The following is a 14,153-nucleotide window of genomic DNA, read 5'->3' as shown; positions in this document are numbered from 1 at the left end:
GAGAGTATCGAATTGATCGTCGTTCAGCAACCACTGCTGCAGAATGATTCCGGTCAGAATCATCAAGGTAGCAGGAAGATCAGGCCGGTCGCTGTAAGTCCTTCTGTAAGAGCTGCTTTGGTGTTCCAGGGGACCCCGTTGATGCGTTTGGGAATGTTGGGTTCACCCGGACGATAGAATCCCAGTGGATACACTTTTTTCTTCACGGGGTCGATGCTCATCTGGTAAGGCAACGCGAGCAACTGACCGGTGAACCGACCGATGGAGACAAATGGCTGTACCAGATCACGGCGTGAGTAACCATAGCGTTCCAGATTCGGATCTTCGAAGTAGAGTGGGTTGTAGTTCAGATCAGAAGCTTCCCAGGTATAGATACTTTCCTTGAAATTTCGACCCGAATACGGTTCGTGGCTCAACTGAAATTCACGGGGACAGGCCAGGATGTGTTCCCCCTGTTCATCGGAAGTTTTACAGGGTTTGCCATCCGGTCGCGGGCACAGGTTGCGACAGGGTTCGTTTTTGGCAATTTCCGGATCGGGTTCATAGTTGAAGAACGGATTGATACCGGCAATCTTCTTTAACATATGTGGTGTTTCATCTTCCAGGAAATCCGGAGAATTGGGATCCAGTCCCGGCACGGGATCAGCGGGTTCGTACGTATTTTGAGAATTGATGTAAGCCGAACCAGCGGTCACCGTATCCGGGAAGACCGGTACAATCTGCTGGGGCTGACTGACGGGCGCCGGCCCTTTGAATTCCAGATTTTTTGCCGTTGTGGCTGGTAGAGTCGGATTCTGTTCCAGGCCTATCGTTTTATAAGGTTCCACTCCGGGTATGACTGGTGGACTCACCGGTGTGCTTAAACCGGTTCCACTGGACACAGCTGGAGCGGTGTTGAATGTATCTGTGGCAGCCGGTGTTTCCGGCATGTCGTCGGGAATCTGGCGGAACACTGGAACCAGTTCCAGTTCTTCATTGCTTCTGCCTATCTTGCGTTGTTCGCGCCGTTCTTTGCGTTCCTGTTTTTTCAGATCGCGTTTGGTCTCTTTCGCCAGCGATTCCCAGCGTTGTTCGGGAGAGCGGCTTTTGAGTTCTTCCCAGGTTTGTGCTGTCGAATGGGACTGAGAAAGAAACGGATCGATGGATGTCGCAGGCTCACCAGCAAATGAGTAGGGGCTTGATCCCAGCGCGATCGCCACGGTCAACAGCCACCGCAGGCGGCGACTATTCCATGGGCGAATGTTCGGCTGTGTAATTTGGTGCTTCTTGAGTAACTGCAATATCATGCGGATGGTTCTCCCTGACCGTTGCTGCTGAGACCTGAATGAATCTGGCTTCGGTACGCATTTCCGCGATAGACTGGACACCCAGATAACCCATGCCGGCCCGTAGTCCTCCTACAAGCTGATAGAGCAGATTCTGCAGCGGGCCTTTATAAGGCACGCGACCTTCCACTCCTTCCGGAACGAGTTTTTTAGCAGTGTCCTTTCCATCTTGATTAACTGAACTTTGTCGGTAGCGTTCGCTACTACCTTTAACCATCGCTCCCATTGATCCCATGCCACGATAACGCTTGAAACTGCGTCCCTGATATAGAATCAATTCGCCTGGACTCTCATCCAGACCTGCGAGCAAACCTCCCAACATCACCGTATGAGCACCCGCTGCCAGTGCCTTGGCAATATCTCCACTGTAACGAATGCCTCCATCCGCGATGACCGGAACTCCCGACCCTTTCAATGCCTTGGCAGCATTGGAAATGGCCGTTAATTGAGGCACACCGACGCCGGAAATAATTCGTGTCGTACAGATTGAACCAGGACCAATGCCGACCTTGACGGCGTCTGCGCCAGCATCTGCCAGGTCACGGGCACCCTGTTCTGTCGCCACATTACCGGCAACCACATCGATGTCCCATCGATTTTTGATTTCTCTCACGGTCTGGATCACATTGCCCGAATGGCCATGTGCACTGTCAACAACCAGGAGATCAACCCCTTTTTCAATCAGTAAAGCAGCTCGTTCATAATCGTGTACACCAACGGCAGCTCCCACTCGCAGCCGACCTCGTGAATCTTTGGAGGCCAGAGGGAACTGCATCGTCTTGTCGATGTCCTTAATTGTAATAAGCCCCTTCAGTTGATAATTTTCGTCAACCAGCAGAAGTTTCTCGACCTTATTTTCCAATAATATCCGCTGAGCCGCTTCAAGCGTTGTATCTTCTTTAGCCGTTACAAGCTTATCTTTCGTCATAACCTCGGAAATAGACTTGTCAGGCGTGTCTAAAAATCTCAGGTCCCGACTCGTTAAAATTCCTACAAGTTTCCCATTTTTCGTGACTGGGACACCGCCGATGTTCCTGCGTTTCATGATTTCGGCAGCTTCGGCGACCGTGGCTTCCGGTGGCAGGGTGACAGGATCGACAATGACCCCATGTTCACTTCGCTTCACAACATCGACGAGCATTGCCTGCTGATCGGCCGTCATGTTTTTGTGAATAATGCCGATGCCCCCCTCCTGGGCCATACCAATCGCCATGTCACTTTCGGTGACTGTGTCCATGGGACTGCTGATGATCGGAAGATTCAGAGGAATATTTCTGGTAAGCTGTGTGGCTACACTGACTTCCGATGGCATTACTTCACTGAATGCGGGTTGCAGTAAGACGTCATCAAACGTAATTCCCTGACAGATAATGCGATCTTCCATTGTTCCTCTCCTTAACACGACGCTTGAATGTTTTTGCTGTTGATGTGTGATTTATTTCAAAGTGATTTTGATGAACGCATTTTAGACACTGCCTGACAGGCAGGCAATTTTTTTACCCGTTTGCCTGCTGTGCGATCTGTTCCTGAAACGAGTTGGCCAGTTCGATCAATTCAAGAATATTCAGCTCTTCGGCCCGTACTTTTTCTTTATCAATCCCATGCGTCAGTAGTATCGAATCGACGTCCGCTTTGGGTAGCTGTTTGCTGTACATCCCGACCAGGGTACTTCGCATCAGTTTACGGCGATGTTGAAAAACTCTGCGGAGAAAGTCCTGAAAGAAGACCCGGTCGCCAATCTTCTGTTTGAGGGGCGGGTTGGGTGTGAGCTGGACGATGGCCGAATCGACTCCGGGACGCGGCCAGAAGACCGTCGGCCCCAGTTTCTTCAACAGCTTCACAAAACACTGTGACTGTAACCAGACCGACAGGGCACCGTAATTGGACGACGATGGCTTACAGGCCATCTTCAACCCGAGTTCGTACTGAATCGTCACGACCATGCGATTCCAGGGCAGATCGGAGGCCACGATATTCGAGATGATCGGCGTTGCCACATTGTAAGGCAGGTTCGCCACCAGCTTGAGCTGACTGCCCGGATGCGCTTCCAACTGAGCGGCAATTTCATCGAGTACGATCGGGGACATATGGTTTTTATTTTTTAACGCATCACAGTTCAGCAGCGTGATATTGTCGTATTTCTGAGTCGCTTCCTGCGCCAGGGTGTGCATGTTGCGGTCGTATTCCACCGTGATCACATGCGCTGCCTGTTGCGCCATGAAGGTGGTCATGCCTCCCGTGCCGGTGCCGACTTCAAGGACAATATCGTTGGGCTGGATATGACCATGTTCAACGACGTATTCGATGATATTCAGATCGATCAGAAAGTTCTGGCCCAGATCAGAGCGCGGGTTAAAGCCATGCCGCTCGAAGAGCTGCATTAAATAAGATCGAGTCTGCCTTTCATCTTCTTTCATTGAAACCATCTGATGTTATGGGAATCAGTTTCTGTACATACTTCCCGAGGATGTCCGTTTCGATATTCACAACGCTGCCCACCTGTTTCTGGCCCAGGGTGGTCACTCCCAGCGTATGCGGTATCAAAGCGATACTGAATGACGCCGGCTGGCTTTCCACAATCGTCAGGCTGATCCCGTCAATCGTGACCGATCCTTTCGCGACCATCTGCAGAGCTAATGCTTCCGGTACATCGAACCACATGGTGATCCACTCCCCATCCCTGTCGATCGATTTGATCGTACCCACACCATCTACGTGACCCTGGACAAAATGCCCACCCAGACGACCGTTGGCTGCCAGGGGGCGTTCCAGATTGACCTGATCGTCTGGAGACAACAGGCCCAGATTGGTTTTGGCAAGGGTTTCCGCACCTGCCTGAAATTTCAGGAAGCCGACTTCGATTTCAACGACCGTCAGGCAGCATCCGTTGATAGCCACACTGTCTCCCAGGTGGGCATCATTCGTAATCCATTCCGGAATCGCAAGCGTTAAATCGATGGCGGAGCCGTTCTTCTCCAGTAGATGAACGGTACCTCGACCCTCGACCAGTCCCGTAAACATCGGCGACAGTACCTTCAAGGTTCGACTAAAGGGGGAGTTAAACGTTCCAGTTTCTCAAATTTGTTTCGATTTGTATAGTCGTCCAGAGACAACTTCTTCCCAAAAAGCACGAATTGGAGACGAAAACGCGAAATAACAGAACAGGACGGGGATGGCTAACTCCTGAACCAGAAAGACCAACGCGATCGAAAATACCAGTTGCAGGACATGCCGTCGGCTGCGCTGACCTCTGAACAGTTGATTAAAAACATGCGCATAACGAATTCGCGAGACCATTAACGCCGCGACGGCCAGGGTGATCCAGGGCAGCGACCAGGCGACCGCGGGAATCAGCCAGTCAGCCATCGACTTTGCCAGTGTATCGTGTTCCGTCTCTGCCAGTTTATAGACTCCCCGCATGGCGATGAGAAAAGAAGCCACAACCCCTGCAGCCGCGGGAGAGGGGAGTCCGCTGAATCCCTCGTGCGTGTCTTCTTCTTCTGTTTCCACATTAAAGCGGGCCAGTCTCAGGATCGTACAGACGGCAAACAGCAGCGCAATGACCCATAATAAACGGGGATGATAATTCGTGCGAAACTGCACCATTTGCAGCATCAGAAATGCGGGCGCGACTCCAAAGCTGATCGCGTCACACAGGCTGTCGAGCTGGGCACCAAATTCACTGGTCTGATTGGCCCAGCGGGCGGCGCTCCCGTCCAGCGCATCGAACAGCATCGCGATAAAGATCAACAGCGCGGCGATAAACAGATGCTGATTTTCAAACGAATTATACAGGCCAGGCGAAGAACCCAGCATGCGGGTCAGGCCACCGCCATTGGCAGCCTGTCCCAGATATTCCGGACCGACTTTTGCCGCGTAGGTGATCGCCCCAAATCCGCAGGCCGCATTTCCCAGTGTCAGCAGTGTCGGCAGCACGGCGATCAGTTTACGCTTCTTTGTCATCATTGGATGCCTCCCCCGTTGTTGTCACTTGCGCTGCAGCATCCGTGTATTTTGCCAGAATCGTTGATCCTGCCTGTAGCTTGTCACCCGGTTTTGTCAGGATTTCCAGGCCCGGTTCCTTAGGAAATACAATCACCGTCCGTGAACCCAGTTTAATCATCCCAAACTGCTGACCCTTATCTAATTCATCGCCCGGCTTGATGCGGCAGACAATGCGACGGGCAATCGCACCGGTGATCTGCTGCACCAGCATCGGCCGGTTCGTTGGTGCCGGCATTTGCAGGTAGACTTCCAGACGTTCGTTTTCACGCGTGGATTCCGGTCGCAGCGCGTTCAGACATTTACCCGGCTTGTAAGCGAGTTTGATAATCTTACCCGCGACCGGGATGCGGTTGATGTGCACATTGAAGATCGACAGGAAAATGCCGATTTCAATTGCCGGGCCGCCTATGTATTCATGATGTTCGATTTCTTCGATCGTATCAAAGGTTCCGTCAGCGGGTGAGACAATCACTCCTTCACCAGCGGGAATCTTCCGATTCGGATTGCGGAAGAACCAGACGATTTCCAGGCCGAGCAGGAACAGCACAAACGCCAGCAGCCAGCCGAAGATCGCGACCAGGCCCGATGCCTGGAAGGACAGCAGCAGTCCTGCAGCCAAAGCCGCACCGCCGAAGAACAGGGTGGAGAGCACGATCAGTTCCGCCAGTCCTTCCCGCGCGAAAGGGAGTCGACTGCGATAAGCAAAAGGATCGTCTGCTGTTTCCCAGTAATATCCGCCCTGATTTTCATGATACTTCAGATCACGCGGGTCGAGTACATCATGCGGACAGGGATTGAAATCGCCTTTACGCTTGCTCTGCATCTGCTGCACGTAGCCCCGCCGAAATGTCTTCAGCCAGAATCGTCGCCAGCGTCCCCAGAGCATCTCCAGATTGATAATGATCCCGCCACCCGGCTGGATTGTAGTCAACTGAGGGTCCATGTCTTCCACCTTCAAGGGGGGATAGGACGGTTCAGATGTGGGTGGGTGATTGTGTTGTGAAGTAGAACTCATCGGAAAACGGTTTCGAACGGGTCAGAATTTAATGTTGTTTTGAATGAAGGCGGCAGGCTGTATTTCAGCTTGAGACCAGAATAGAACAGTCTAACAAGTATCAGAGTGCCTGACGAGATTCGGGATTCCCACCCGCCGCGAATAATCCGTATTACTCGATTACAAATCCCCGAATCGAAAAAAACAGTCCAGTCTGACAGCTTTTTTCAGAGACACACATTGATCGGAAAGCTTTTCAATTTAAGGGGTTTCGTCGTTTAAGCAGGCTCCTTAGCTTGGTTGCGGCCTGCTCGGACTCTTTGTTAGAGGTACATATTGGCTCCCTGAAAGATTCATACAATCTAAACCCAGTCATTTGAGCTTAAACCCTGTTTCTGCTAAAAAGATGCTTCTCTGAGAGCCTTTGTATCGAACAATGTTGATGTATTGCACAATCAACTGCTCGAGTTCATTTCATACAAGTATTTGAGGAAACACTAACGATGAGTATTGCCATTAGTTCCGTTCATGCCCGTGAAATTCTAGACAGCCGCGGGAACCCCACTGTGGAAGTGGATATCGAACTGGAAGACGGAACTGTCGGACGCGCCGCTGTACCCAGTGGTGCCAGCACAGGCATGCATGAAGCCTGTGAACTGCGTGATACAGATAAAAAAGATCGCTTTCTGGGCAAAGGGGTACAGCAGGCTGTCCATAACGTAAACACAGAAATCGCGGATGTACTCGTCGACCTGGATGTCTGTGATCAATTACTGATTGACCGGGTCATGCTGGATCTGGATGGAACCGAAAACAAATCGCGCCTGGGTGCCAATGCGATCCTGGCCTGCTCGCTGGCAGCTGCCCATGCAGCAGCTCACGCTTCTGATCTGCCTCTGTTCCGTTACCTGGGGGGCGTGGGTGCCAACCGTCTGCCCGCTCCGATGATGAACATCATCAACGGTGGTGAGCACGCCAGCAACGGCATCGACCTGCAGGAATTCATGGTCATGCCTCTGGGCTTCGACAACTTCAGTGATTCTCTGCGTTGCGGAACGGAAATTTTCCATTCGCTGAAGAAAGTACTTTCTTCCAAAGGTTTGAGCACTGCCGTCGGTGACGAAGGGGGATTTGCTCCCGATCTGCCCAACAGTGAAGACGCCATCGATGTCATTCTGACAGCGATTGAAAAAGCAGGTTACAAAGCCGGCGATCAGGTTAAGATCGCGCTGGATGCTGCTTCGACCGAATTCTACAACTCAGAGACCGGCGTCTACACCGTGGAAGGCCGCGAGTTTGATTCCGCCGGCATGGTCGACTTCCTGGCCTCATGGGTCGACAAGTACCCCATCTGCTCAATCGAAGACGGTCTGGCAGAAGATGACTGGGATGGCTGGAAACTGCTGACCGACCGCGTCGGTGATAAAGTGCAGCTGGTGGGTGACGACCTGTTTGTCACCAACCCCAAACGTCTGCAGCGTGGGATTGATGAAGGCATTGCCAACAGCATCCTCGTGAAAGTCAACCAGATTGGTACGCTCTCTGAAACCATCGAAGCCGTTCAACTGGCCGGCCGCAATGGTTACACCGCCGTCATGAGCCATCGTTCCGGCGAAACAGAAGATACGACCATCGCCGACCTCGCAGTTGCACTCTGCACCGGTCAGATCAAGACCGGTTCTGCCAGCCGGACAGACCGGATCTGCAAGTACAATCAGTTGCTGAGAATTGAAGAAATTCTCGGAACAGAAGCAACCTTTGGTGGCACAATTTCCTGATCGCTGCCAGGTTCAGATCATGTAAGACTCCTCTCTGATTCAGTTCAGAGGGGAGTTTTTTTACGCCCGTTTACTCAAGCCCTGTTCGTCAATCGTCAGGTTTGAAGCAAAGCGGATAACCCTTACAGTTTCACAGTGGATGAAGAAGCCTGCCTGTCGTGGTCGATTTTGATTAAAGAGAATGCCGTTGTTTTTTATCTGCTGTTTTCCCCTGTTCAAATCGGGCGTGTTTATTGTGTCAGTCAATCAGAATCAGAATGACGAATCCAGTATCGGCTGGATGATCTCACTCACATTCTGGATCCTGCTATTCATCGCAGCCAGCCTGTTTGCGGCGGTGGTTCTGGCGCCCCGTTATCTGTCCTATCTGAATTTGCGTAATGAGTATCTGACCAACCAGGTGCAGCTGGTTTCGCTGGAAAATCAGGTGGAATACCTGAAAGAGATTGCCCATTCGCTGGAGAACGATCCGGAATTCCGTTCTGAAGTCGCCCGAGTCGACTTTGATGCCACCAGTCCGGGAGAAGAGCGCATTGCCGTTGAGCCGGATCATGCTTTGGATGTTCCCCAGTGGAATCCAAACCAGAAAGCATCTGTCACGAGTCGCGCGTGGTATATTCCCATGCTGGGAGTGCTGAGTGAAAATCAGAAAGTGCGGTCTTCCATCCTGTTGACAGCGGCGGTGATCATCGTGTTAGCGTTCACGTTTCTGCACGAATCCCAGACGCCACAGTTGGAGACCGTGACCAGAACGACACGAAATCTGTTTTCGGTACTGCATTCACGATATCGGATCAGCGATGAAAACCCGGAAGAAGAGTGCTGATTGTGCTGGTTGTAAGCGTCGAGACTGGCTGTAGTGTTTTGTCCGGTTTTGTCGCATGGTCTCTTAATTGTGATCCTGACTATTCTTCCCAACAACCTTGTTCTTCGGGTTGTGTCTGCAATAGCTGCCTGCAGCAGAGAATCTCACTCAATGCCTGTGGACGAAAACAAAATTATTTTGGCTGATGTAAGCTTCCAGACGATCTGACTAATAGTCACATTGAAGCCTGTGTTCAGGTTCCTCGGGATCGAGGCTGTTCGAAACGAGACGCGCCTGTGAAATGAGACGTGCCTAAGAAGATTCATCAAAGAGGATATCGCGGTATGAGCAAGGAGTTGGATAGTACGATCTCTCTGGCTAAAGAGTTGAGATTGAGAAGCTGGGCACGAACCCACTATGTCTCAGCGGACCAGCGGAAAGAAACTTGGAACCCTGTCGTATTAGAAGAAATGAAAATAAAGGATCAGGAAATGTCTGAATCAGAAGAGAACAGTATGAACGTCCGTGTTTCATCGATGTTTGTACCACTGGCTCCCGCTGTCAACAGACGCCTGGATGAAGCCCACGTCGAAGTTTCCGCACCGCATATCCTCAAAATGCAGGATGTGGCTGCCCGGCGTCGTGAACATCTGGTCGAAGATCTGATGGCAGAGTAATGGCAGAGTAGTAGAATAAAACTCAGCAAACCAAGCCTGTTATGATCTGTTACTTTCTGGGGCCGACATAGTCGTTCACGAAGGCATCCAGAAGTAACACATCCAGGCGATCCATCTGCTCCGACTTTTCATCACCGGTCTGCAAAGGGGGCTCATAGTCAGCCGCGGCTGTGATACGAATCCGTTTCGGCTCGATCCCTTTCTGAATCAGATACAGCATCACATTCCGTCCCCGCTGATAAGTCAGAACCAGCTTGTCGTGAATGGGTGCGTCGGCTGGCAGTGGTTTGACAGATGTGTGCGAGCGGAGTTCGATTTTGTTTGGTTTCCCGGCCAGTTCCGGAATCATCTGATCCAGTTTTTCCCGGCGTTTGGGATCCAGATCGATATCGATCTGGTTGTAATACAGGGTTCTCCCCACTGGTACGGGCACCCCTTCGCGAGTCCGGTAGACGCGCACATCATCACCTTCCAGGGAGCGGGTTTTGATCCCCCCGCGACCACGTTCGGGGCTGTCTGTGTAGGCACCCAGCATGCTCATCTGTTCGACCAGCGAATTCATCGGGAAATATTTTCCCGGCGGCGAGATCGGACCGGTCCGATACCCCGTGTATGTCTGAATGGATTCCAGGATCGCCCGGTATTTTTCATCATTCACGATTTCGCTCAACGAAACCAGCATGATGAAGAAGGTAAGCAGCAGTGACATCATATCGCCGTAGGTCACCACCCACTCCGGGACTCCTGGTGGGGCATCGTCTTCCATGACAATCTGCTCCTGGAGCGGTTTTTCTAAAGTAGGCTAACAATCGGCAGATTCTGCCGCTCGGAGTTGAGCGGCAGGGCCTCCTGTTAACAGAATCGACAGAGAAGCCGACGAAACTTACCCGGTTTTTTCCAAACCAGCTGACTTCAACAGGTTTTTTAACCCGGGTGAACGCCAATGACGGGTTTCTGACAATAATTGACACACGCACAAAAAGTGCCTGAGTTCATTGACGAATACAATAAATATCTACAACATTAGGGTTTAAGCAGGAACGAGCAAGTCAGCGCAATCATGTCAGACGAAGTTCTGAGCTTCGGGTCAAAGAATAGGAAGTGGTCAAAGGATGTCGAGCCCCCTCATCGTGCAGCAGTCCGAGTTTATCGCGTTATGTGATCAAATCCTGGACGCGGGCATCGTTGCATTCGATACCGAATTTGTTTCGGAGTTCACCTATCGGCCGGAACTGTCACTATTACAGTTTGCCGTCAACGGTCAGGCTGTCGCCGTCGACCCTTATGAAATGGATGATTTATCCCCCTGGTGGGATATCATGACGAATGATACCACAACCGTTGTCGTGCATGGCGGTCGTGAAGAAGTTCGTTTCTGTCGGCACTTTTCCGGGAAGAAGCCTCAAAAGCTGATTGATCTCCAGGTCGCGGAAGGCCTGCGTTCACGGAGCTTTCCGATCGCGTACACTGCACTGGTGGCGCGTGTGCTGAATGAAAAAGCGGGCAGTAAAGAGACTCGAACCGACTGGCGACGGCGTCCGCTCACTCAACAGCAGATCAAATATGCACTGGATGACGTCAAGTTCGTACTCAAGATCTGGAAAATACAGGAAAAAGAATTAATCGAACTGGGACGGCTCGACTGGGCCGAAGCCGAGTTTCAACGGATGATCGACGAAGTGGATTCCGAATTCCATCGGGAAAACTGGCGACGCGTCTCGGGTTTACACAAATTGAAACCGCGTGAACTGGCGATTGTGCGGGAACTGTTTGACTGGCGTGATGAAGTGGCTCAGGAAAAGAATCAGCCGGCACGCAGGATTCTCCGCGATGACCTGTTAATTGAACTCGCACGCCGCAAACCAACGACGCCTCAGGATCTGACAGCGACACGGGATCTGAACCGCAAGAATATGTTCAAACTGGCGCCGGAAGTAGTGCAGCGGATTGCGAAAGCACAACAGACACCCAACGATCAGCTGCCTCAACTCATGGAAAACCCCAATACACAACAGAACCAGGATGAACAAGTCATCGGCAAACTGCTGGGAATCGCGCTGGCAAATCGCTGTGCCGAAATGAATGTTTCACAGACCCTTGTGGGAACTTCAGCCGACTTGAGACACCTGGTGCGCTACCACGTTTACAAAGAAATCTCTGAAGAACGTCCGCGGCTGATGGCAGGCTGGCGTGCAGAGGTCTGTGGCGATTTGTTGACCGATGTTCTCGATGGTAAAATCTCAATGCGGGTGGCTGATCCGGAATCCGATCATCCTCTGCATTTCGAACGACTCAGCTGAAAGCCAGTCACCAGGCTCTCAGCGCAAGACAGGGAGGTTTCTGATGAAGTCTGTTGCAGGGTTGGCAGTTATTTTGCTGTGGACAGCGGTGAGTACGGCGGCAGAACCGGCACCGGAGGAAGACTATGCGGCCATCGCCGGTATCTGGGTCCGCAATGATCAGGATGCAAAAGGCTCCCCGCTGCGTGTCGAGCAGGAGCTCACCCGCCAGCTTTCAAAAGTCACCGTCTATGACAGACTGGGACGACGCGTCCATCAACACCAGGCAAAATACCGCCTGCAGCGCATGAGCGATGCCCGGCTCTTTATCTATTACGATCTGGAAGTTGTGGAAGGCCCGAATAAAGGCAGGAAATCGCCAGCACCGCAGTCTTTTGTTTATCGCATCAAAGATGACCGGTTTATCCAGGTCGAAGGGATCCTCAACAGCGATCAACAATCCCCACGATTGCTGATCTGGTGGAAGAACAAACCAGCAGCATCCCCGCGGGAGGGCTGACGCGACGCGGATTGGTTACTCTAATCCGGCAATAATTTTGGCAGCCAGCGTTTTCCGATCTTCTGGCTTGGCGGCTTTCATCAGTGATTCATAATCCTTTTCGACAGCAGCAGCTTTTTCAGGCGCCTGTTTCTGCAGCTCTTCAAAGTCGGAACGCAGCACATCCAGTCCGCTACCCCCCTCGCCGGTATCAACGACGACTTGCAGATTCGATTTCATGGAGCCAATGATGGCTGCGGAAGTCGGAACCTCTGGTTCTGCCTCGCCGGAACAGCCTGTCATCACAGGTAACATCAGCGCCAGACCCGCCAGGAGCGCGAAAAGTGATTTCATGTATCTTGCTTTCAAATATCAGGTAAGGGATCAGCCTTGTGCGGAAAAACAGCATGAGAGTCAAAACTCCCATGCTGCTATTGAATCAAACTCTTGAGTAGGAAAAGACGGGAATGTTTAGAATTCTCCCAGAACATTTCCGTCCTGAATGCCGCCCAGGTTCTGCCAGGTGGCATTATCAATGTTGGCACTGATAAACCGGGTGGCACCGTCGCCCATCAAAACATGCACACCACCCACATGACGACTGCGGGCAGGAAACAGGCCCGGGGCATCATTCGTACCACAGCCGGAACAGGTGACACAGTTGGGATACTTGGAGTTCGGGTTAAGCAGCGTATTGAACACGGTCAGTCCACCATTGCCGTAAACCCAGTTTGAACCAGTATCACCACGGGGGGCAGGAGATGCCGGAAGCGAATTCTTTTTCGCCAGGCAGGAGGCGCCCCAGTTTTTGACATCGTTGTAGTTAGGGAAAGAACTGGCAGTACTTCCTCTTGTACCAGCACGGATCGTATCGCCCTCTCCGATCAGAGAGGCATCGTTATTACCATCGCCCATCAGCTGCTCGCCGGCTGCAATGACGTTGGAACTGCCGTCTGTCAGATCACGGATGCGGATCGCTTTACGATAGTTGAACATCCCGACCTGATGCTGCATGTTTTGTGGGGTGGTGTTGGTTGAGGGACCAAAACCAAACCAGAAAACCGAGGGACCGGCACAGACAGCGTAGCTGTTTCCCGGACCAGATCCATATCCGCCACCATTCTGGATACCACGTGTATCAGAAGGGCACAGAAAAGCCGGAATGACGGCGCGCTTGACTGTATCATTGGGGGCCTGATTCGGTGCTAATGAAAAGTTGAACTGGTTGTAAAGGTTAGCCTGGTCCATGAACGGCAGCAGCATGGTCTGGGCTGAGAATGAGAAGTACGAATAGTTTCCATATCCATAGGTGGAGTCATGCTGTTTTTCGAAGTTCGCACGTGGAAAGACAGAGTGGGATTCGAAATAGTTGTGCATCGCCAGCCCGAGTTGCTTCAGGTTGTTTTTGCACGCACTGCGGCGGGCTGCTTCACGGGCCTGTTGAACCGCAGGCAGTAACAAGGCGATTAAAATTGCGATAATGGCGATCACAACCAGTAGTTCAATCAGGGTGAAACCACGATGGTGACGAAACGTACGCTGAGCATTCATGACAGGCTCTCCAGTTTGCAGGAATTTTTTGCAGGATTGAGGCGGGCTTTGTGAGCGGCTTATACCCGGTAGGAAAGTTAAATATAATTTCAGGGGGGATTCAGGAAGGTATCAGTTCCACTGTCGCTCAACAGTTCATCTTAGCATCCACTAAGACTCGAGAACAGCAGTCAATTTCGGAAATTACTGATTCGACTGAGGATAAGATTCTAGCAATTCTCAAGAAAAGGAGAAATATAA

Annotated in this window: 14 protein-coding genes; 5 read left to right on the top strand and 9 right to left on the bottom strand. The window is 51.6% G+C overall.

Going from position 1 to position 14,153, the window contains the following annotated elements:
* Positions 1 to 62: 62 nt before the first annotated feature.
* The 6 genes from Pan161_RS28695 to Pan161_RS28670 all read right to left on the bottom strand — a co-directional run bounded on the left by Pan161_RS28695 (position 63) and on the right by Pan161_RS28670 (position 6,273).
* Positions 63 to 1,286, bottom strand: a complete 1,224-nt coding sequence (locus tag Pan161_RS28695) for a hypothetical protein (protein ID WP_145232146.1) — start codon at positions 1,284 to 1,286, stop codon at positions 63 to 65.
* Complete coding sequence (gene guaB, locus Pan161_RS28690) at positions 1,225 to 2,709, bottom strand: IMP dehydrogenase (RefSeq protein WP_145232145.1); 1,485 nt, start codon at positions 2,707 to 2,709, stop codon at positions 1,225 to 1,227. Before guaB ends, Pan161_RS28695 begins: the two co-directional genes overlap by 62 nt.
* 112 nt (positions 2,710 to 2,821) lie before the next feature.
* Positions 2,822 to 3,742, bottom strand: a complete 921-nt coding sequence (gene rsmA, locus Pan161_RS28685; RefSeq protein ID WP_145232144.1) for a 16S rRNA (adenine(1518)-N(6)/adenine(1519)-N(6))-dimethyltransferase RsmA — start codon at positions 3,740 to 3,742, stop codon at positions 2,822 to 2,824.
* Positions 3,729 to 4,346, bottom strand: coding sequence for a riboflavin synthase (locus Pan161_RS28680; RefSeq protein ID WP_145232143.1), 618 nt, complete (start codon positions 4,344 to 4,346; stop codon positions 3,729 to 3,731). Before Pan161_RS28680 ends, rsmA begins: the two co-directional genes overlap by 14 nt.
* A gap of 54 nt (positions 4,347 to 4,400) precedes the next feature.
* Positions 4,401 to 5,291, bottom strand: coding sequence for a CDP-diacylglycerol--serine O-phosphatidyltransferase (gene pssA / locus Pan161_RS28675; RefSeq protein WP_145232142.1), 891 nt, complete (start codon positions 5,289 to 5,291; stop codon positions 4,401 to 4,403).
* Positions 5,272 to 6,273 carry a phosphatidylserine decarboxylase gene (locus Pan161_RS28670; protein ID WP_145232141.1) on the bottom strand — a complete coding sequence of 334 codons (1,002 nt, stop codon included), beginning with the start codon at positions 6,271 to 6,273 and terminating at the stop codon, positions 5,272 to 5,274. The genes pssA and Pan161_RS28670 overlap by 20 nt, the downstream gene beginning before the upstream one ends.
* A 554-nt stretch (positions 6,274 to 6,827) precedes the next feature.
* On the opposite strand from Pan161_RS28670, the gene eno reads away from it, so the two are divergent.
* From eno to Pan161_RS28655, 3 genes are all read left to right on the top strand, one after another.
* On the top strand, positions 6,828 to 8,102 hold the full coding sequence (eno, locus tag Pan161_RS28665; protein ID WP_145232140.1) for a phosphopyruvate hydratase: 1,275 nt from the start codon (positions 6,828 to 6,830) through the stop codon (positions 8,100 to 8,102).
* Positions 8,103 to 8,337: 235 nt separating this feature from the next.
* A complete protein-coding gene (locus Pan161_RS28660) occupies positions 8,338 to 8,928 on the top strand; it encodes an FtsB/FtsL family cell division protein (RefSeq protein ID WP_145232139.1) in 591 nt (196 codons plus the stop codon).
* A 323-nt stretch (positions 8,929 to 9,251) separates the two neighbouring features.
* Positions 9,252 to 9,584: a hypothetical protein gene (locus tag Pan161_RS28655; RefSeq protein WP_145232138.1), complete on the top strand. Its 333-nt coding sequence runs from the start codon at positions 9,252 to 9,254 to the stop codon at positions 9,582 to 9,584.
* A gap of 49 nt (positions 9,585 to 9,633) precedes the next feature.
* Here the strand turns inward: Pan161_RS28655 and Pan161_RS28650 are convergent, their stop codons facing one another.
* Entirely contained in the window at positions 9,634 to 10,350 is a 717-nt protein-coding gene (locus Pan161_RS28650) for an OmpA/MotB family protein (RefSeq protein ID WP_145232137.1), read from the bottom strand.
* Between the two features lie 346 nt (positions 10,351 to 10,696).
* On the opposite strand from Pan161_RS28650, the gene Pan161_RS28645 reads away from it, so the two are divergent.
* Entirely contained in the window at positions 10,697 to 11,884 is a 1,188-nt protein-coding gene (locus tag Pan161_RS28645; RefSeq protein ID WP_145232136.1) for a ribonuclease D, read from the top strand.
* 43 nt (positions 11,885 to 11,927) lie between these two features.
* Positions 11,928 to 12,383 (top strand): hypothetical protein, encoded by a 456-nt coding sequence (locus Pan161_RS28640; protein WP_145232135.1) that lies wholly within the window; start codon positions 11,928 to 11,930, stop codon positions 12,381 to 12,383.
* 15 nt (positions 12,384 to 12,398) lie between these two features.
* Here Pan161_RS28640 and Pan161_RS28635 read toward each other — a convergent pair whose 3' ends face one another.
* Together Pan161_RS28635 and Pan161_RS28630 are read right to left on the bottom strand one after the other, a co-directional pair.
* Entirely contained in the window at positions 12,399 to 12,716 is a 318-nt protein-coding gene (locus Pan161_RS28635; protein ID WP_145232134.1) for a hypothetical protein, read from the bottom strand.
* 117 nt (positions 12,717 to 12,833) lie between these two features.
* The gene (locus tag Pan161_RS28630) at positions 12,834 to 13,913 is read right to left on the bottom strand and encodes a DUF1559 domain-containing protein (protein ID WP_145232133.1); all 1,080 of its coding nucleotides are present in this window, start codon (positions 13,911 to 13,913) and stop codon (positions 12,834 to 12,836) included.
* Positions 13,914 to 14,153 lie beyond the last annotated feature (240 nt).

The organism is Gimesia algae (genome assembly GCF_007746795.1).
Taxonomy (GTDB): Bacteria; Planctomycetota; Planctomycetia; order Planctomycetales; family Planctomycetaceae; genus Gimesia; species Gimesia algae.
The sequence above is the reverse complement of the archived record's forward strand: the minus strand, read 5'-3'. Positions and strand labels throughout refer to the sequence as shown.

Bases quoted from the DNA above. Each gene is read 5' to 3' on its own strand.
- Pan161_RS28635 (WP_145232134.1), bottom strand. From the start codon at position 12,716: ATGAAATCACTTTTCGCGCTCCTGGCGGGTCTGGCGCTGATGTTACCT.
- Pan161_RS28640 (WP_145232135.1), top strand. From the start codon at position 11,928: ATGAAGTCTGTTGCAGGGTTGGCAGTTATTTTGCTGTGGACAGCGGTG.
- guaB (WP_145232145.1), bottom strand. From the start codon at position 2,709: ATGGAAGATCGCATTATCTGTCAGGGAATTACGTTTGATGACGTCTTA.
- eno (WP_145232140.1), top strand. From the start codon at position 6,828: ATGAGTATTGCCATTAGTTCCGTTCATGCCCGTGAAATTCTAGACAGC.
- Pan161_RS28630 (WP_145232133.1), bottom strand. From the start codon at position 13,913: ATGAATGCTCAGCGTACGTTTCGTCACCATCGTGGTTTCACCCTGATT.
- pssA (WP_145232142.1), bottom strand. From the start codon at position 5,291: ATGATGACAAAGAAGCGTAAACTGATCGCCGTGCTGCCGACACTGCTG.
- Pan161_RS28645 (WP_145232136.1), top strand. From the start codon at position 10,697: ATGTCGAGCCCCCTCATCGTGCAGCAGTCCGAGTTTATCGCGTTATGT.
- Pan161_RS28650 (WP_145232137.1), bottom strand. From the start codon at position 10,350: ATGGAAGACGATGCCCCACCAGGAGTCCCGGAGTGGGTGGTGACCTAC.
- Pan161_RS28695 (WP_145232146.1), bottom strand. From the start codon at position 1,286: ATGATATTGCAGTTACTCAAGAAGCACCAAATTACACAGCCGAACATT.
- Pan161_RS28655 (WP_145232138.1), top strand. From the start codon at position 9,252: ATGAGCAAGGAGTTGGATAGTACGATCTCTCTGGCTAAAGAGTTGAGA.
- rsmA (WP_145232144.1), bottom strand. From the start codon at position 3,742: ATGAAAGAAGATGAAAGGCAGACTCGATCTTATTTAATGCAGCTCTTC.
- Pan161_RS28680 (WP_145232143.1), bottom strand. From the start codon at position 4,346: ATGTTTACGGGACTGGTCGAGGGTCGAGGTACCGTTCATCTACTGGAG.
- Pan161_RS28670 (WP_145232141.1), bottom strand. From the start codon at position 6,273: ATGGACCCTCAGTTGACTACAATCCAGCCGGGTGGCGGGATCATTATC.